This window comes from Arthrobacter sp. T2-23, from assembly GCF_055398325.1.
Map to the genome: position 1 here is coordinate 2637042 of NZ_AP027917.1, position 16625 is coordinate 2653666.

At 67.8% G+C, this 16625-nt stretch carries 17 protein-coding genes and 1 pseudogene; 11 read left to right on the top strand and 7 right to left on the bottom strand.

All coding sequences use genetic code 11. The features are described from left to right. Positions 1–3 precede the first annotated feature (3 nt). Positions 4–444, bottom strand: a complete 441-nt coding sequence (locus ACZ5Z0_RS12275; RefSeq protein WP_464108676.1) for a VOC family protein — start codon at positions 442–444, stop codon at positions 4–6. A 73-nt stretch (positions 445–517) separates the two neighbouring features. Then, on the bottom strand, positions 518–1267 hold the full coding sequence (locus ACZ5Z0_RS12280) for a lysostaphin resistance A-like protein (RefSeq protein WP_464108677.1): 750 nt from the start codon (positions 1265–1267) through the stop codon (positions 518–520). Between the two features lie 212 nt (positions 1268–1479). On the opposite strand from ACZ5Z0_RS12280, the gene ACZ5Z0_RS12285 reads away from it, so the two are divergent. Next, positions 1480–2940 (top strand): amino acid permease, encoded by a 1461-nt coding sequence (locus ACZ5Z0_RS12285; RefSeq protein ID WP_464108678.1) that lies wholly within the window; start codon positions 1480–1482, stop codon positions 2938–2940. A 73-nt stretch (positions 2941–3013) separates the two neighbouring features. On the opposite strand, the gene ACZ5Z0_RS12290 is transcribed toward ACZ5Z0_RS12285, so the two are convergent. Further along, on the bottom strand, positions 3014–3784 hold the full coding sequence (locus ACZ5Z0_RS12290) for a dienelactone hydrolase family protein (RefSeq protein ID WP_464108679.1): 771 nt from the start codon (positions 3782–3784) through the stop codon (positions 3014–3016). Positions 3785–3902: 118 nt separating this feature from the next. Next, positions 3903–4079 (bottom strand): CsbD family protein, encoded by a 177-nt coding sequence (locus ACZ5Z0_RS12295; RefSeq protein WP_138768393.1) that lies wholly within the window; start codon positions 4077–4079, stop codon positions 3903–3905. Between the two features lie 224 nt (positions 4080–4303). On the opposite strand from ACZ5Z0_RS12295, the pseudogene ACZ5Z0_RS12300 reads away from it, so the two are divergent. The 4 genes and pseudogenes from ACZ5Z0_RS12300 (at position 4304) to ACZ5Z0_RS12315 (ending at position 8003) form a co-directional block, all read left to right on the top strand. After that, positions 4304–4972: pseudogene (locus tag ACZ5Z0_RS12300) on the top strand (pentapeptide repeat-containing protein). A gap of 123 nt (positions 4973–5095) precedes the next feature. After that, positions 5096–6307 (top strand): thiolase family protein, encoded by a 1212-nt coding sequence (locus ACZ5Z0_RS12305; RefSeq protein ID WP_464108680.1) that lies wholly within the window; start codon positions 5096–5098, stop codon positions 6305–6307. Then, positions 6307–7128 (top strand): enoyl-CoA hydratase/isomerase family protein, encoded by an 822-nt coding sequence (locus ACZ5Z0_RS12310; protein ID WP_464108681.1) that lies wholly within the window; start codon positions 6307–6309, stop codon positions 7126–7128. The genes ACZ5Z0_RS12305 and ACZ5Z0_RS12310 overlap by 1 nt, the downstream gene beginning before the upstream one ends. A gap of 2 nt (positions 7129–7130) precedes the next feature. Beyond that, the gene (locus ACZ5Z0_RS12315) at positions 7131–8003 is read left to right on the top strand and encodes a 3-hydroxyacyl-CoA dehydrogenase family protein (protein ID WP_464108682.1); all 873 of its coding nucleotides are present in this window, start codon (positions 7131–7133) and stop codon (positions 8001–8003) included. A 68-nt stretch (positions 8004–8071) separates the two neighbouring features. Here the strand turns inward: ACZ5Z0_RS12315 and ACZ5Z0_RS12320 are convergent, their stop codons facing one another. Continuing rightward, complete coding sequence (locus ACZ5Z0_RS12320; protein ID WP_464108683.1) at positions 8072–8512, bottom strand: SRPBCC family protein; 441 nt, start codon at positions 8510–8512, stop codon at positions 8072–8074. Positions 8513–8559: 47 nt separating this feature from the next. Here ACZ5Z0_RS12320 and ACZ5Z0_RS12325 point away from each other — a divergent pair, with 47 nt between their 5' ends. From ACZ5Z0_RS12325 to ACZ5Z0_RS12335, 3 genes are all read left to right on the top strand, one after another. Further along, entirely contained in the window at positions 8560–9183 is a 624-nt protein-coding gene (locus tag ACZ5Z0_RS12325) for a GNAT family N-acetyltransferase (protein ID WP_464108684.1), read from the top strand. A 63-nt stretch (positions 9184–9246) separates the two neighbouring features. Next, the gene (locus ACZ5Z0_RS12330) at positions 9247–9927 is read left to right on the top strand and encodes a tyrosine-protein phosphatase (RefSeq protein WP_464110779.1); all 681 of its coding nucleotides are present in this window, start codon (positions 9247–9249) and stop codon (positions 9925–9927) included. Positions 9928–9939: 12 nt separating this feature from the next. After that, positions 9940–12189 carry a S1 family peptidase gene (locus ACZ5Z0_RS12335; RefSeq protein ID WP_464110780.1) on the top strand — a complete coding sequence of 750 codons (2250 nt, stop codon included), beginning with the start codon at positions 9940–9942 and terminating at the stop codon, positions 12187–12189. 9 nt (positions 12190–12198) lie between these two features. Here the strand turns inward: ACZ5Z0_RS12335 and ACZ5Z0_RS12340 are convergent, their stop codons facing one another. Further along, complete coding sequence (locus ACZ5Z0_RS12340; protein WP_464108685.1) at positions 12199–12615, bottom strand: PaaI family thioesterase; 417 nt, start codon at positions 12613–12615, stop codon at positions 12199–12201. A gap of 160 nt (positions 12616–12775) precedes the next feature. Here ACZ5Z0_RS12340 and paaZ point away from each other — a divergent pair, with 160 nt between their 5' ends. From paaZ to ACZ5Z0_RS12355, 3 genes are all read left to right on the top strand, one after another. After that, positions 12776–14887: a phenylacetic acid degradation bifunctional protein PaaZ gene (gene paaZ, locus ACZ5Z0_RS12345; protein WP_464108686.1), complete on the top strand. Its 2112-nt coding sequence runs from the start codon at positions 12776–12778 to the stop codon at positions 14885–14887. A gap of 176 nt (positions 14888–15063) precedes the next feature. Further along, the gene (locus ACZ5Z0_RS12350; RefSeq protein ID WP_464108687.1) at positions 15064–15471 is read left to right on the top strand and encodes a VOC family protein; all 408 of its coding nucleotides are present in this window, start codon (positions 15064–15066) and stop codon (positions 15469–15471) included. A gap of 152 nt (positions 15472–15623) precedes the next feature. Further along, positions 15624–15965 carry a hypothetical protein gene (locus tag ACZ5Z0_RS12355; RefSeq protein ID WP_464108688.1) on the top strand — a complete coding sequence of 114 codons (342 nt, stop codon included), beginning with the start codon at positions 15624–15626 and terminating at the stop codon, positions 15963–15965. Positions 15966–16003: 38 nt separating this feature from the next. On the opposite strand, the gene ACZ5Z0_RS12360 is transcribed toward ACZ5Z0_RS12355, so the two are convergent. After that, the gene (locus ACZ5Z0_RS12360; RefSeq protein WP_464108689.1) at positions 16004–16609 is read right to left on the bottom strand and encodes a TetR/AcrR family transcriptional regulator; all 606 of its coding nucleotides are present in this window, start codon (positions 16607–16609) and stop codon (positions 16004–16006) included. Positions 16610–16625 lie beyond the last annotated feature (16 nt).

Consider the following 16625-nt stretch of genomic DNA (forward strand, 5'->3'; position numbering starts at 1 on the left):
GGCTCAGCTGATGCAGAACTCGTTGCCTTCCGGGTCCGCCATGGTGTGCCAGGAGTGCGGGCCCTCGTTGGCGGTCCAGAGGTACGTTGCGCCGCGGGCTTCCAGGGTGGCGCGCACCTCGTCCTTGTCCGCGCCGGCCAGGTTCACGTCCCAGTGGACCCGGTTCTTCACGGTCTTGGCCTCCGGCGCGGTCTGGAACAGGATCCTCCGGGTGGCCGGTTTGGTGTCCAGGTCCTCGGGCGGCCGGATGGCGGCTCCGGTGCGCCAGACCAGCTTGCCGTGGTGCAGCTTGGTCTCGGACTCCGTTGCGAACCCCTGCTCGATCATGGAGCGGATGAAGTCCTCGTCCTGGGGCTCCACGGCCCAGTCGAGGGTTTCGGCCCACCACTCCGCGAGGCCGTGGGGATCAGCGCAGTCGACAGCGATCTGGATGTTCAATGCCATGGGAAGAACCTACGACGCCGGCGGCCGCCGCGCTAGGCCTAGGGGCAACGCGGCCCGTGGATGTTCACGGCGGCTATTGCAACTGCTCGAGGACTTCCGGCGGGACGGCGTAGATGAAGATGACCGCCAGCAGGTTCTTCGCGGCATGGACGAAATAGGAGAACATCACGTTCTTGCCCGTCCAGACATAGACGAACACCAGGACGGCGCCCATGGCGAGGTACGGCATGAGGACGGGCAGCGAGAGCGCTTCCTGGCCCACGATGTGCACGGCTGCGAACAAGGCGACGGAGAGGGCGCAGCAGAGCCAGATGTTCAGCTTCCCGCTCAGCTTGCCGATCAGCAGGTGCCGGAAGATGTACTCCTCCACAAAGGGGCCCACCACCACAAGCAACGGCACCATCAGCCAGGCCGGGACCTGCTGCATCAGGGCTTGCAGGCCGGCCTGGTTGGCCGAGGTCTGCGGCGGGCCGGTCACGGCCACCAGGACGGCGGTCAGGATCATTGCGGCGAGCACGGCCAGCGGCACCATCAGCAGCGTGAACCAGGGCCTGGTGGCCAGGACGCGGAGGTCCCGGCGGGCCACGTGGCGCGCCGCGGCCAGGGCGAGCAGGCCGATGACCCCGTAGAAGACCAGATTGACGGCGTACGATGCGATCGCCGGGTTGGGGGAGAGCTGCAGCAGCAGCGGGGCCAGCAGTCCGGACGCGGTGGCAAAAAACGCGCTCACCGCCGTGTAAATCCCCGCCGTTGCGTAGTCCAGCCGGGAAAAAACGTACAGGTCCGGACGTGGCGCAGGTAGTTGACGGAGAGCGGTGCCCATGGCTTCAGCCTAGCTCCCCGGGAGGGCCCGCAATGTAGCCCGCGTCACGGTCGGGTGCCGAAAGCTAGTACTATGGATGAGCCGCGCGACGCTGCGAGCCATTGCGGTCTCCGGTACCACCGCTGACCCCACGCCCCGGGCTTACCCCTTGATTTGGCGCGCCCCGGCCCGCCTGCCCGTCCCGGCGACACCCCGACCCACAAGGAACAGTTGTGCCACAAAGTACTTCCACAGAAACCCAGAGCACGACGGCGCCATCCGCCGTCGTCGACTCCACCCTCAGTGCCGAGGGATACAAGAAGTCCCTGAGCGGCCGCCAGGTCACGATGATCGCCATGGGCGGCGCCATCGGCGTCGGACTCTTTATGGGTGCCGGCGGACGCCTGGCCTCCACCGGCCCCGCGCTGATCTTCTCTTACGCCATCGCCGGCGTCATCGCCTACCTGCTGATGCGTGCCCTGGGCGAACTCATCATGTACCGCCAGACCTCCGGCTCGTTCGTCAGCTACGCCGGCGAGATGTTCGGCAAGAAGGGCGCGTACCTGTCCGGCTGGATGTACTTCATCAACTGGGCCATGACCGGCATCGCGGAGCTGATCGCGATCGGGCTGTACTTCCAGTTCTTCTTCCCCAACGTCCCGGTGGAACTGACCGCCATCGCGGCGCTGCTGCTCCTCGTCGGGGTGAACCTGCTGAGCGTCAAGGCGTTCGGTGAATTCGAGTTCTGGGCCTCGGTCCTCAAGGTCGCGGCCATCCTGATCTTCCTGGCCGTGGGCACCTTCATGGTGGTCACCAACGCCAAGGTCGGCGCCGGCCACGCGTCCGTGAACAACCTCTTCGCAGCCGACGGCGGTATGTTCCCCAAGGGCGCCCTCGTGATGATCCTGGTGCTCAACGCCGTGATCTTCGCCTACAACGCCATCGAACTGGTGGGCATCACCGCCGGGGAGATGGAGGACCCGGCCAAGGAGGTCCCGAAGGCCATCCGCGCCGTCGTGATCCGCATCGTCGTGTTCTACGTCGGCTCCGTGACCCTGCTGGCCATGTTGCTGCCCTCGGACCAATACAAGGCCGGCGAATCGCCGTTCGTCACCGTCTTCGGCCAGATGGGCCTGCCGTGGATGGGCGACGTGATGAACATGATCGTCATCACCGCGGCCCTGTCCTCCAGCAACTCGGGCCTGTACTCGATCGGCCGGATCTTCCGCACCATGGCCAACAACGGCCACGCCCCGCAGTGGCTGACCCGGATGTCCAAGAGCCACGTGCCCTACGCCGCCATCCTGGCGATCGGCGCGGTGTACCTCGTCGGCATCCTGCTGAACATCTGGCTGGGCGGCTCGCACGCCTTCGACCTGGCGCTGAATACAGCCTCGATCGGTGTGATTTTCACCTGGGGATCGATCTTCGCCAGCCAGATCGCCCTGCGGAAGACCAAGGGCAAGGCTTCGTCGCTGCCCATGCCGGGCTCCCCGTGGACCAGCTGGGCCGGCCTGGTGGCGCTGCTGGCGATCACCGTGCTGATCGGGTTCGACACCATGACCAGCAAGTCCGGCGAGGTCTTCCAGCTGGGCTTGTGGACCCTAATGACCATTCCGTTCTTCGCGGTGGTGCTCTGGCTCGGCTGGCAGAGGGTCAAAAACAACGAGCCCAAGAGCGAGCTCTTCTGCTAACCAATCGAAACCAGTAACGACGGCGGGGGCCACCTTGCATAGGTGACCCCCGCCGTCGTTGTGTTTGCGGGAGTCAGTCCTTCAAATACCGGGCAAAATGGTCTTCGATCCGGCTCCAGGCCTCGGGGGCGGACTGCGGGTCCGGCCCGACGCCGAGCACCCGGAACAGCGGGCGCAGTGGCCTGGGCCCGGCCTCCGCGTCGTTGAGGAACGCGTGCCCCGCCGTTTCGAATTCCTTGACGTCGTGCTCGACGCCGAGGGACTCGAGCACGGAGGTCAGCCGTGCCGCGGCCCCACGAAGGGTCCGGTCCCTCGCACCGAAGTTGGCCACGATGGGGCAGGCACCGGCAAGCTCCGTTTCCGGGTCCTTCGGCAGCCTTCCGTAATTGACCGCCGCGGCGTCGAAGCCGTCGTTGGCCATCAGCAGGGCAAAGCTGCCGCCCATGCAGAAACCGATCACGCCGATTTTTCCCGTTGTGCGGCCTGAGTCCAGCAGCCACTGCCGGGCGGTCGCCAGGTCGGTGAACGCACGTCCTTGACCGGCCGCCAGGGAGCGCATGGTCGACACGAGGCACCGGCGCGCGCCGCCGTCGCTGTACAGATCCACTGCCAGGACCAGATATCCCGCGGCTGCCAGCCGCTCGGCGTGCCGGACGGTGATGTCGTCGAGGCCGAAGGCTTCATGGACCATAAGCACGGCCGGGAACGGTCCCTCCCCTTCCGGCTCCGCCAGGTAGCCGCGGAGTTGGGGCGATCCGCCGGCGGCGCTGCTGGCCGCGCTGAGATCGAGATTGTGCAGATACATGTCCGGCACTTGGGGCCGGTCTGCTGGATTCCTGGCCATATGCACTCCTGGGTCGTGCTGCAGACGGATGTTCCGTTGGGGACAGTCTTGCATCCGGGCACAAAAAACGGCGCCGGACATCCCCCAAAGGAATGTCCGACGCCGTCGACGCTAAGGACTAGTCGCGCTTGACCGCGTCCTTGACGTTCTCGCCGACCTTCTTCGCGTCAGCGACGACCTGGTCCTTCTGGCCCTCGGCCTTCAGACGGTCATTGTCCGTGGCGTTACCGGTAGCTTCCTTGGCCTTGCCGCCGAGGTGCTCCGCTTCGTTCTGAATCTTGTCTCCGATACCCATGGTGTGTTTCACCTTTCGTTTCCGGTTGAAATTCAACGCACTTTCACCATAACACGAAGCATGCTTACTAATTCAAGTGGTTTCACCGGTTCAGTTCATTCGCCCTGCACCGCGGGCCTGCTATGCGGGTTTCCGGCGCCCCGGGCTAGGCTCGAACCCATGAACTTCAAGACCACCCCCGCTTCAGCCCTCGCCGAGTCCGCGGCCAAGGCGCAGTCCCGCTGATGGCACGGGCTTCGGACGGGCATAGGGTGGCCGCCCCGCGCCTCACGCCGGTCCGGCTGGCGGACCTCCTGCAGGACCGTGCCCCGGAGTTCCGCCGCGGCGAACGCTACGACGGCGTCCAGTAGAGCCGGGCGGCCGCCGACGGGCTGGAACTCAGCGGCACGGAGTTTGCCGAATGCGAGTTCAATGGCGCCTCGTTCAACGAAACCCAGCTGCGCGGCGTCAGCTTCCGCGACTGCGTCCTGGCCGATGTCTACGCCCCGGTGTTCATGGCCGCACGCTCGAGCCTGCGCGACGTCGAAATCCGCAATCCCCGCTGGGGCTCGGCGGAACTGTATGAAAGCGGCTGGCAGTCCGTGCGGATCGACGGCGGCAAGCTGGACTACCTCAACCTCCGCGGCTCCAAGCTCGTGGACGTCCAGATCAGTGACTGCATCATCAACGAATTGGACCTGGGCTCCTGCACGGCCACCCGGGTGGCACTGAAGAACTGCACGGTCGGAAGCCTGGACTTCACTGGCGCCCGGCTCAAGGACTTCGACCTGCGCGGCACCGACTTCCGCTCGCTCAGCGGCCTCGGCAGCCTTGCGGGTCTCGTCGTAGACGACTACCAGCTGACCCTGCTGGCGCCCCTGCTGGCGGGCCACCTTGGCATTACGGTGGCCTGAGCCGCCGCGCGTCATCCGGGGGCCTCCGGTTGACCCCCTTGCCCCGCCGTGTAATCTTTATAGAACGAACGGTCGGTAATTTACCCTGCTGCCGGCCCTGCTCCCTTGGTGAAGGATGTTCTCATGGTCGAGGCTTTTCTTGTTGGCGGTGCCCGCACTCCCGTGGGGCGGTACGGTGGGGCCCTCTCCGCTGTCCGTCCCGACGACCTGGCGGCGCTGGTGGTCCGTGAAGCCGCGGCCCGCGCCGGAGTCGACCCGGACGCCATCGACGAGGTCATCCTCGGCAACGCCAACGGCGCCGGCGAGGAAAACCGCAACGTCGCCCGGATGGCCACCATCCTGGCCGGCCTCCCGCTCCACATCCCCGGCATCACCGTCAACCGGCTCTGCGCCTCGGGCCTAAGCGCCATCATCATGGCCAGCCAGATGATCAAATCCGGCGCCGCGGACGTCGTGATTGCCGGCGGCGTCGAATCCATGAGCCGGGCCCCCTGGGTGCAGGAGAAGCCGCAAACCGCCTTCGCCAAGCCGGGTCAGATCTTCGATACCTCCATCGGCTGGCGCTTCGCCAACCCGCTCTTCCAGAAGGGCGAACTCTCCCGCGACGGCAAAATGACCTACTCCATGCCGGAAACAGCCGAGGAAGTCGCCCGCGTGGACGGCATTTCCCGCGAGGACGCCGATGCGTTCGCCGTCCGCTCGCACGAGCGTTCCCTCACCGCGATTGCCGCCGGCCGCTTCGCCCAGGAAATAGTTCCCGTGACCGTCAAGACCCGAAAGGGGGAGACGGTCGTGGACACCGACGAGGGCCCCCGCGCCGGCACCACGATGGACGTCCTGGCGGGCCTCCGCCCCGTCGTCTCAGGCGGTTCCGTGGTCACCGCCGGCAACTCCTCCACCCTTAACGACGGCGCTTCGGCGATCATCGTCGCCTCCGAAGCAGCCATCAAGAAGCTCGGCCTCACCCCGCGGGCCCGCATCATCGACGGCGCCTCTGCCGGCTGTGAACCCGAGATCATGGGCATTGGCCCGGTCCCCGCCACGCAAAAGGTGCTCGCCCGGACAGGGCTCAGCGTGGGGGACCTTGGCGCCGTCGAACTCAACGAGGCCTTCGCCACCCAGTCGCTGGCCTCCATGCGCCGGCTTGGACTGGACCCGGAGATTGTGAACCGCGACGGCGGAGCGATCTCCCTGGGGCATCCGCTCGGCTCGTCCGGCTCCCGGATCGCCATCACCCTGCTGGGCCGGATGGAACGCGAAGACGCCAGGATCGGACTCGCCACGATGTGCATCGGCGTGGGCCAGGGCACGGCCATGCTGCTGGAGCGCGTCTAATGGCGGCCCCGGCCCTGGAGCCGGCAGGGTTTGCGACGCTCCGGGTCGAGGAACGCGAGGACCGGGTGGTGGTACTGCTCAACCGCCCCCAGGTCCGCAACGCGATTGACCAGCAGATGGTCGACGAACTCCACCGGGTCTGCGCGTACCTGGAGCAGACCCCCAAGGTGTTGATTATGGCGGGCACCGAGGGCGTGTTCGCCTCCGGCGCGGACATCGCCCAGCTGCGCGAACGCCGCCGCGACGACGCACTGCAGGGCATCAACTCGACCATCTTCGTCCGGATCGCCAAACTGCCGATGCCCGTCATCGCAGCCATCGACGGCTTCTGCCTGGGCGGCGGCGCCGAGCTCGCCTACGCCGCCGACTTCCGGATCGGCACGCCCGGGGTCCGGATTGGCAACCCCGAGACGGGCCTCGGCATCCTGGCGGCCGCCGGGGCCAGCTGGCGCCTCAAGGAACTGGTAGGGGAGCCCGTCGCCAAGGAAATCCTGCTGGCCGGCGCGGTGCTCCGCGCCGACCGGGCGCTCGCCGTCGGCCTCATCACCGAGATCCACGACCCCGCGCAGCTGATGGATGCCGCCCATGCGCTGGCGGACCGGATCGCGCAGCAGGATCCGCTCGCGGTGCGGATCACCAAGTCCGTGTTCCACGCCCCGGCGGAGGCGCACCCGCTGATCGACCAGCTGGCGCAGGGCATCCTGTTTGAATCGCAGGCGAAGTTCGACCGCATGCAGGCCTTCCTGGACAAAAAAGCGGCCAAGACGTCTGCCAAAAAGGCTGCCACAAAACCAGACCACACCACGGACCGGAAGAAGTAGATATGAGCAACTCGGTACTCCCCGCGAACCTGCCTGCCACCGTTGGAGTTCTCGGCGGCGGCCGGATGGGCGCGGGCATCGCCCATGCGTTCCTGATCAACGGTGCCAATGTCCTCGTCGTCGAGCGTGACGAGGAGTCCGCTGAGGCGGCCCGCGAGCGCGTGGAGTCCGCGGCGGCCAAGAGCATCGAGCGCGGCGCAACCGACGGAAACCTCGATGAGATGGTCTCCCGGCTCTCCGTGACCGTGGACTACGACGACTTCAAGGACCGGCAGCTCGTCGTCGAGGCCGTGCCCGAGGACTGGGACCTGAAGGTGGCCTCGCTGCGCGGGATCGAGGAACGGCTCGCAGCAGACGCGTACCTCGCCTCCAACACCTCCTCGCTCTCCGTGAACGGACTGGCCCGCGAGCTGAAGCGTCCGCAGAACTTCCTGGGCCTGCACTTCTTCAACCCCGTCCCGGCGTCCACCCTGATCGAAGTGGTCCTCGGCGAGCAGACCTCGGAGGCCCTCGCCCAGGCCGCCCGCGGCTGGGTGGAAGCGCTGGGGAAGACCGCCGTCGTCGTCAATGACGCCCCCGGCTTCGCGTCCTCGAGGCTGGGCGTCGCGATTGCCCTCGAAGCGATGCGCATGGTGGAAGAAGGCGTTGCCTCGGCCGAGGACATCGACAATGCCATGGTCCTGGGCTACAAGCACCCCACCGGCCCGCTGCGCACCACCGACATCGTGGGCCTGGACGTCCGGCTCGGCATCGCCGAATACCTGGCCTCCACGCTGGGTGAGCGCTTCGCCCCGCCGCAGATCCTCCGGGACAAGGTGGCCCGCGGCGAACTCGGGCGCAAGACCGGCAAGGGCTTCTTCGGCTGGACCGCCTGAGCCGATCCCGGGCGGGTACTCATTGGGGGATCCGCCCGGGCCGTGCGGCGCGGCCCGGCTGTAGCCGGTTAGGACCGTGCCAACGAGTCGAGCGTCCTCTTCATCCCGTCCATGGCGGGGCCGGCGAGGGAGTTGAAGGCCGGCCGCGCAATCGGTTCGGCGAGCTTGAGCCAGCCCTTGAGCTGGAACTCAGCCGTGTAATCCACCGTGGACCCGTCCCCGGCCGGCGACACCTCGATTGTGTCCACGGAAATGACTGACTTGTTCTCGCCGCGCAGTTTTATCCGGCTGGCGCTCAGTTCAATTACCTCGTAGGTCAGTGCCTGCCGTTTTCCGCGGAACTCGGCCTCGGCGTGGTACCGGTGGCCAACGGCAACCGGCCCCTCCGAGAGCTTTTTCACCACGGGGGTCCCGGGATCCCACTCCGGGGTGTGTTCAAACGCTGACAGGTAGGTGAAGACCCGGGCGGGTTCAAGGGCAGTATGGACGGTGCCGTGGACTGTGATCATGGGCCCAGCCTACCCAGACCGCCGGCCGGCATGCCTAGGATGGTCCGGTGACTTCCCTGGACCGCCCCGCGATCTCGCCCATCACCCTGACCGGTAACTACGTCGTCCTCGAGCCGCTGAGCCACGGCCACCACGACGGCCTGGTGGACGCGGTCCGGGACGGCGAACTTTGGAAGCTCTGGTACACCTCGGTCCCTGCGCCCGAGGCGATGGCCGCCGAGATCGACCGGCGCCTGGCGCTCCAGGACAGCGGCTCGATGCTGCCGTTCGCCACCCGGCGGCTTGACCCGGAAACCGGGGCCCCGGGCAAGGTGATCGGGATGACCACGTACATGAACATCGACGCCGCAACCCCCCGGGTGGAGATCGGTTCCACCTGGAACGCCGCCTCCGCGCACGGCAGCGGCAGCAACCCTGACTCCAAGCTGCTGCTGCTCCGGCACGCCTTCGAAACCCTGGGCTGCCCCGCCGTCGAATTCCGCACGCACTGGCTCAACCACCAGTCCCGCGAGGCGATCGCCCGGCTGGGCGCAAAACAGGACGGCGTGCTGCGCAGCCACACCCGGACAGCCGACGGCGTCCTGCGTGACACCGTGGTGTATTCCATCCTGGAACATGAGTGGCCGATGGTCCGGAGGGCCCTCGAATTCAGGCTGGCGAAGCGGCGCTAGCGCGGGCTCGGCGGGTAGATGGGATGGGGTGATTCCGTGAAGGAGCAGAATCCTGGCGGCGCCATCGCCTGGGACGGCGCTGTCAATGCCTGGCACATTGCCGGCGGCGTCTACCGGATGGGGCGCCGGGAGTGGCTCACCGAGACCGGCTGGCGGCAGGCGTACGACGGCGGGATCCGCACCGTGATCGACCTCCGCAACCCGGAGGAGATCCGCCGCCGCGGCACCGATCCGCGGGTCGGCGCGGAGACCCTGGCGGCGTTCGACGTCGTGCACACGCCCACCGAGGACCCCGGCAACAGCGAATTCCGTGCACTGTGCATTCCCTACCTGAACGACCCGGCGTTCTATCCGGACAACGCCCGGATCTTCCCCGGCAGGCTCGCGGCGGTGTTCAAGGCCGTGGCGGCGGCGCCCGGCGGCGTCGTGATCCACTGCTCGGCCGGCAGAGACCGCAGCGGAATGATTGCGGCGATGCTCCAGGACCTCGCGGGCGCTGGAGAGGAAGCCATCGCCTTGGCCTACGAGCGCGCGATGCGCGGCATTAATGAGCACCATCGGACGTCCCCGACCCCTCATCAGCATGAGCGGTATCTGCCCGAGGACGTCCTCGCGCCGCTGATCCGGAGCCGCCAGGAAAGCCTGCTGCGGTTCGTACGCCACGTGAAGATCGCCGAGTTCCTCGGCCACAATGGGGTAACGGTCGGGGAGATGGCAACCCTTGTAGGCAAACTGGGGCGCTAAAGTAACCGGGTGATGACTCCCAAATACGCGCTGGTGATGAGAGCGGTGGCAGCCGCAGCCGTTGTGCTCGCGGGCTCGTCTCTGGCCGTCCCGGCGTTTGCCGACGCCGGGCAGGCCGGCACAGCGACTGCGGCGCCGTCCCCGTCGGCAACGCCCAATGCGTCGACTTCGCCGGCTCCGTCACAGTCTTCGGCGCCCGCCGCCCCCGCCATCAGCGACGCCGGCCTCGCCGAGGCCCTCCGGCGCGACCTCGGCCTGACGCTCGAGGAATTCAACGCGGCAGGACAGCTGGCCAAGCGCGCCGCCGACGCCGAACCGTCCCTGCACGGGCTCCCAGGGTATGTGGGAATAAGCCTGAAGGGCGGCCAGATTGTCGTCGAAGGCCGCGGGGCGGAGTTGCAGACCATGATTGATGGACTGAACGCGGCCGGGTCGACGGCGGATTTCGTGCTCGCACCGCCTGCCGGAGCCGCTGCGAAGGGGCCGACGGCCGCGGAGCAGCTGGCCTGGAGTGCGGACCAGTTGTTCGAGGCCTACGTCCGCGAGGTCGGGCCGGCCGGCCTGCAGGCGGTGGCCTACGCCGACGGCCACTTTGTCATCCGGACCGGCGGGAGCACCTCAGCCGAGGCCGCACTGCCGGACTTCCTGGCCCCTCGGCCGCCGGTGGCATCCGGGACTCCCGTGCCGGGCAAGATTACAGCTGCGGAATTTGTGGCCCGCTACGGGAATGTCCAGCTGGAAAAGGGTGCCCCGCTCACGGCCGAAGCCCCGACCACCTCGGACATCTTCGGCGGGCAGGGCTACATCACGGACGTCAACTTCAGTTGTTCTGCCGGCTTCGGCGGATATGACCGCACCACCGGTGCCCCGCTAATCCTGACCGCCGGCCACTGCGCCGGTGACGGAGCCAGCCACGCCACGGTCATAGAGCCGCCCACCGCGTCGCCGGCAGGGGGCGCGACGACGGCCCGGCCGGCTGTTCCCGAGCCGCTTGGAATCTTTGGGTTCAGCCAGTTTGGCGGTGCCAACAACACCCCGACTACCGGAACCAATCCCGGCAACATCGGAACGGACATCGCCGTGATCAAGGACATTGCGGCCGGCGTCAGGGTCCAGCCGGCTGTGACCAAGTGGCTCGGTGGGGAGCCAGCATATAACACGGCGGACCCCGCAAACCCGGGGCCCACGGCCGTCAAAATCATCGGAGCGATGGCCCCGAAGGTGGGCCAAGCGGTGTGCCGGTCCGGCCGGACCACCGGGTGGAAGTGCGGCACCGTCGACTCGGTCGGGATCTGGCTGATCCCGGGACCGAAGAGCCTGCCGCAAAACTATGACAACGACCTCCGTGCGGTCAGGGCTTTCGATTCCAGCACGGTCACGTCGGACGGCGGTGATTCCGGTGGCCCCTGGATCAGCGGCAACTTTGCGGTGGGAACCCATACCGCTGCCGAGAAGCAAGGCAGCACCCAGTTGCGTGCCATCGCCGCCACCCTCGAGGATGCCCTGAAGCTGGTCCCGGACGTCCAACTGCAGTTGTTCCTGAACAAACCGGAACTCGTCGCACCCGCCAACCCGGCAGCTAACCCGGCGGTCAGCCCCGGGAGATTCATCTCCGGGCAGGTTCGGGCGGCGCCCGCCTCCGCCGTACCCGCTGGGTCTGCCGTCCGCATCACCGTGCCCGGACAGCCGGCGTCGGAAGTGCCCGTGGACCAGTCGGGACTCTGGTCCTTCCCCGCTCCGGCGGCCGCGGGCCACCTGACCTTCACTGCAGAGACGGTCAACGGCTTCAGCCGCTCGGGCGCGGTACTGCTGGCCGTGGACGTCTCCGCGCCGGCCGCACCGGAGACCGCCGCCGCCGGCGCAGCTGCCGCAGCAGCGGCCCCGGTGGTGCAGCCAGCGGCCCCGGTCGTCCGGCCCGTCGCCACGCCGACTGGCCCGGCCGCGCAGGCCGCGGAGTTGCCCGACGCCGACGCTGAGTCGCCGCTGGTGCCTTCGGGGCTGCCCGGGCCGATTGACGTCGTGCCGGAAGCTCAGGCCGACCACCCGGCGGGCCTGCCGGCCGCTAGTGCGCCGATAGCTGGTCTTCCGACCGCGGCCGCCGCCGCACCCGCGCGGCCGCCGGCAAGTTCCGGACAGGCGCCAGACGCCGGTACCGGGTGGCTGCTGCCGGCCGCAGGGCTGGCCGGCGGATCCGTGCTGCTGGCCGCTGCGCTCCTGATCCTGCGGCGCCACCGGGCCGTCAGGGCCGCGCCGCCGCGGTAGCAGCCGGGCCTAGCCCTTCCGGTCCAGCAGCAGGTTCGTGATCCGCAGCGTGCACAGCCGCTCGCCGGCCTCATTGGTGATCAGTACCTCGTGTGTGGTGACCGTGCCGCCCAGGTGGATGGGGGTCGCGGTGATCGTGATCAGCCCCTCACGGGCCGATTTGTGGTGCGTGGCCGAGACATCGACGCCCACCGCCGTCTTGCCCAGCGTGCTGGCGTGAATGACGGCGGCCCAGGAACCCACCGCCTCGCCCACGGCGAGGGAGGCACCGCCGTGCAGGAGCCCGAAGGACTGCCGGTTGCCCTCCACCGGCATGGTGGCCACGACCCGGTCCACCGACTGCTCCACGATCTTGACGCCCATCTTCTCGTCGAGTTCGCCGAGCGTGATCTTCCACGGCTCGGCGGCGCGGGAATCGGCTGTCATAACGTCTCCTCGGGGCTTGGGCCCTTCACGGGCCGGTCGGTGCTGCCGCTACTAGTGTGCCGCAGGGCTCATTCATGTACTGTAGACATATTACCGAACGGACGGTCAGTAATGCGCTGGCCGTGTTGATCTTGCCCCGCGTTGGAAGGACCCGTCAACGATGACCACCACTGCAACAGCTCCGGAACCCACTGTGGGCACCGTCGAGATTGTCCCCAGCTTCATCCGCGGCTCTTGGTGGACCCCCGATGCGGCCGCCGCGGCCGGAGCCGCCTCCGTCCTGGACGCCAGCACCGGCGAACTCCTGGCCAAGGTGAGCACCGAGGGCCTGGATCTGGCCGCCGTCGTGGACTACGGCCGCACCACCGGCCAGGCGGAACTGGGCAAGCTGACCTTCCACCAGCGCGCCCTCAAGCTCAAGGAACTCGCGCAGTACCTCAACGGCCGCCGCGAGGAGTTCTACGCACTCTCCGCGCAGACCGGCGCCACCAAGGTCGACTCGATGATCGACATCGACGGCGGCATCGGCGTGCTCTTCACTTTCGGCTCCAAGGGCCGGCGCGAACTGCCCAACGCCCAGGTAGTGGTGGACGGGCCCATGGAGGTGCTGTCCCGCGACGGCTCCTTCGCCGGCGAGCACATTTACACCCGGATCCCCGGCGTCGCCGTGCAGATCAACGCCTTCAACTTCCCGGTCTGGGGCATGCTCGAAAAGCTCGCCCCGGCCTTCATCGCCGGCGTCCCCACCATCGTCAAACCCGCCACCCCTACCGGCTACGTCGCCGCGGCCGTGGTGAAGGCAATCGACGAGTCCGGCATCCTGCCCGAGGGATCGCTGCAGCTCGTCTCCGGCTCCGTCCGCACCCTGCTGGACCACCTCGACTACCGTGACCTCGTCGCCTTTACCGGCTCCGCGTCCACCGCCAACACCCTGAAGTCCCACCCCAACGTGGTCAAGGGCGGTGTTCGGTTCACCTCCGAGACCGACTCGCTCAACGCCGCCATCCTGGGCCCGGACGCCGTGAAGGGCACCCCCGAATTCGACGCCTTCATCAAGTCCCTCGTCACCGAGATGACCGCCAAGGCCGGCCAGAAATGCACCTCGATCCGCCGCGCGATCGTGCCGCAAGACCTGGTGTCCGACGTCGTCGCCGCCGTGGGGGAGCGGATCAACGAACGCGTTGTGCTCGGAGACCCGCGCGCCGACGGGGTCACGATGGGCGCCCTCGCCTCACTGGAGCAGCTCGCCGACGTGCGCGCAGCCGTCCAGTCCATGCTCGACGCCGGCGGCGAGCTCGCCTACGGCACCCTCGATTCGCCGAAGGTCACCAGCGCGGACGGGAGCGTCGGCGTCGTCGACGGCGGCGCGTTCATGTCCCCGGTGCTGCTGAGCTGGGCCGACCCGGAAGCCGAGGAGGTCCACTCGCTGGAGGCCTTCGGCCCGGTGTCGTCCGTGATCGGCTACAGCGACCTCGCCGACGCCGTCCGCCTCGCCGCCCGCGGCGGCGGCTCGCTGGTCGCCTCGGTCTGCACCAACGATCCGGAGGTGGCCCGCGAACTGGTCACCGGCATCGCGGCGCACCACGGACGCGTGCTGATGCTCAACCGGGAGGACGCCCGCAGCTCCACCGGGCACGGCTCCCCGGTCCCGCACCTGGTCCACGGCGGCCCCGGCCGCGCCGGCGGCGGCGAGGAACTGGGCGGCATCCGCTCGGTCATGCACCACATGCAGCGCACCGCCATCCAGGGCTCGCCGAACATGCTGACCGCCGTGACCGGCGTCTGGCACACCGGCGCGGACCGCAACTTCACGGTCGAGACCGAGGGGCTGCACCCGTTCCGCAAGCCGCTGGCCACCCTGCGCATCGGCGATGCCGTCCGCTCCGGGCTGCGCGAGGTCTCGCTGGAGGAGATCACCAAGTTCGCCACTTCCACCGGCGACACCTTCTACGCCCACACCAACCAGGAAGCGGCGGAGGCCAACCCGTTCTTCCCCGGCATTGTGGCGCACGGCTACCTGCTCCTGGCTTGGGGCGCCGGGCTGTTCGTGGAACCCGCGCCGGGCCCGGTACTGGCCAACTACGGCCTGGAGAACCTGCGCTTCATCACGCCGGTGGCCGCCGGGGACTCCATCCGGGTCACCCTGACGGCCAAGAAGATCACCCCGCGTGAGACGGACGAGTACGGCGAGGTGGCCTGGGACGCCGTCCTGACCAACCAGAACGACGAGATCGTGGCCACCTACGACGTGCTTACCCTCGTGGAGAAGTAGCCTTTCGGGGCTCCCCTCATCAGGTGCGCTTTCCGCGGTGACGCTCCCGCAGTTGGTGCGGGAGCGTCGGTGGTTGGGTCGCCGGAGGTGTGGGAGCGTCACGTGCCCGGGGGCGCAACTTGCCGGCTCTTTCCGCCCCGCCCCGGCGTAAAATTTGCCTCGTAGGAGGTGGCGAAATGACCCTCGTTTTAGACAAAGCCACAACGGTCCTGCCAGTCGATGATGCAGAGCGAGCCCACCGCTTCTATGCGGACACACTGGGCCTGCCTCACCGTGGGGTGACAGACGATGGAAGTGAACTGTTTGGCTCGGCCGGCGGCCCGATGCTGCAGCTGATGCCAGTCAGGGATGGAAAGCATTCAGAGCACACCACCCTGAGTTTCGAAGTCAGCGAGATCGAACGCACGGTCAAGGAGATGGAAGCCAAGGGCGTCATGTTCCAGGACTACGATCTCCCCGATCTCAAGACCGAGAACCACATTTGCACAACGGACTCCGAGAAGTGCGCCTGGTTCATGGACACCGAGCACAACATTCTCTGCGTGCACGAGAACATCACCACGGCGGCCGATTACCAGCTCTGATCGGAGGCTCAGCGGCGTCCCGCATGAGGCACGGCACCCCGGTTTCCGGGGTGCCGTGCCTTCGTCCGGCTGGGTTCGGGGTGCCTGTCCGCGGCGGCGCCCCGGGTGTAGTTTGGGACCAGATTCCCGGCCGCCGGAGGGAGACGCGCAGCATGAGCCATTCCCGGTCCGGGCCGGTGCCCGAGGCCCGGAGCCGCGGCGTTGTCTGGTTCCCGATCACCCGAATGGGCAAGGTGGCCCTGACGATGGCCTACGTCACCGTCCTGTCGCCCGCCTGGGTGCTCATGGTCCTGGGGCAGGCCGTATTCCAGGCCGGAGCCTCCGACGACATCGTGGTGATCCTGCTGGTGGCCACTGTGGTGATGCTCTGGGCAACCCTGCTGTGGGCGAAGGATCGTTCCCTCCTGGTCGCGGCGTTCACCGTGATCCTGTCCGCGGCCCTGATGTATTTCCTCGGGTGGGTCATGACGGCCCCGGGCGGAACGGCGGGGTGACGGCGTCCGCGGCCTAAACCCGGGGCGGTCTAGCTGTACTAACCCGGGACGTGCAGGCCGTGGAACGCCATGGTGATGACGTCGTCGGCCAGCTTCTTCGGGGACAGCGAGCCGCCGGGTTTGTACCATTCGACGATCGAGTTGATGGTGCCGAACAGCAGCCGGGTGACCGTGCGGGGGTCGATGTCCTGGCGGAGCGAGCCCTCGTCGCGGGCCGCGGAGATCAGGGCCGCGACCTTGTGGTCGAAGGTGCGCCGGCGCTCTAGGGCGTCCCGTTCGATCTCGGTGTTGCCGCGGAGCCGGAGCAGCAGCGTGACGAACGGCAGCCGCTCCACCAACACCGAGATGGTCTCCCGGACCACGAATTCCAGCCGGGCGTCAGCCGAGCCGGTCCGCGCCTCGGGTCGATCCAGGATGGCTTCGAGGCCGCCCAGGGCGTGGTCGAGGGCAAGCTTCAGGAGGTCGCCCTTGGACGGCACATGGTGGTAGATCGCGGACTTGGAGATGCCCAGGTTCTCGGCGAGGATGCCCATGGACGTGGCGTCATAGCCATGGCGGTTGAAGACGTCTACGGCGATCAGCAGGACCGACTGCTGGTCATAGCCGGGGCGGCCGCGCTTGGCGCTGGTTACTGTGCTGGGCATACTCGCTAGTTTCTCA

What these genes read in the sequence shown, in the direction of transcription:
- ACZ5Z0_RS12275 (WP_464108676.1), bottom strand. Translation starts at nt 444, where the DNA reads ATGGCATTGAACATCCAGATCGCTGTCGACTGCGCTGATCCCCACGGC.
- ACZ5Z0_RS12280 (WP_464108677.1), bottom strand. Translation starts at nt 1,267, where the DNA reads ATGGGCACCGCTCTCCGTCAACTACCTGCGCCACGTCCGGACCTGTAC.
- ACZ5Z0_RS12290 (WP_464108679.1), bottom strand. Translation starts at nt 3,784, where the DNA reads ATGGCCAGGAATCCAGCAGACCGGCCCCAAGTGCCGGACATGTATCTG.
- ACZ5Z0_RS12295 (WP_138768393.1), bottom strand. Translation starts at nt 4,079, where the DNA reads ATGGGTATCGGAGACAAGATTCAGAACGAAGCGGAGCACCTCGGCGGC.
- ACZ5Z0_RS12305 (WP_464108680.1), top strand. Translation starts at nt 5,096, where the DNA reads ATGGTCGAGGCTTTTCTTGTTGGCGGTGCCCGCACTCCCGTGGGGCGG.
- ACZ5Z0_RS12310 (WP_464108681.1), top strand. Translation starts at nt 6,307, where the DNA reads ATGGCGGCCCCGGCCCTGGAGCCGGCAGGGTTTGCGACGCTCCGGGTC.
- ACZ5Z0_RS12315 (WP_464108682.1), top strand. Translation starts at nt 7,131, where the DNA reads ATGAGCAACTCGGTACTCCCCGCGAACCTGCCTGCCACCGTTGGAGTT.
- ACZ5Z0_RS12320 (WP_464108683.1), bottom strand. Translation starts at nt 8,512, where the DNA reads ATGATCACAGTCCACGGCACCGTCCATACTGCCCTTGAACCCGCCCGG.
- ACZ5Z0_RS12335 (WP_464110780.1), top strand. Translation starts at nt 9,940, where the DNA reads ATGACTCCCAAATACGCGCTGGTGATGAGAGCGGTGGCAGCCGCAGCC.
- ACZ5Z0_RS12340 (WP_464108685.1), bottom strand. Translation starts at nt 12,615, where the DNA reads ATGACAGCCGATTCCCGCGCCGCCGAGCCGTGGAAGATCACGCTCGGC.
- paaZ (WP_464108686.1), top strand. Translation starts at nt 12,776, where the DNA reads ATGACCACCACTGCAACAGCTCCGGAACCCACTGTGGGCACCGTCGAG.
- ACZ5Z0_RS12350 (WP_464108687.1), top strand. Translation starts at nt 15,064, where the DNA reads ATGACCCTCGTTTTAGACAAAGCCACAACGGTCCTGCCAGTCGATGAT.
- ACZ5Z0_RS12355 (WP_464108688.1), top strand. Translation starts at nt 15,624, where the DNA reads ATGAGCCATTCCCGGTCCGGGCCGGTGCCCGAGGCCCGGAGCCGCGGC.
- ACZ5Z0_RS12360 (WP_464108689.1), bottom strand. Translation starts at nt 16,609, where the DNA reads ATGCCCAGCACAGTAACCAGCGCCAAGCGCGGCCGCCCCGGCTATGAC.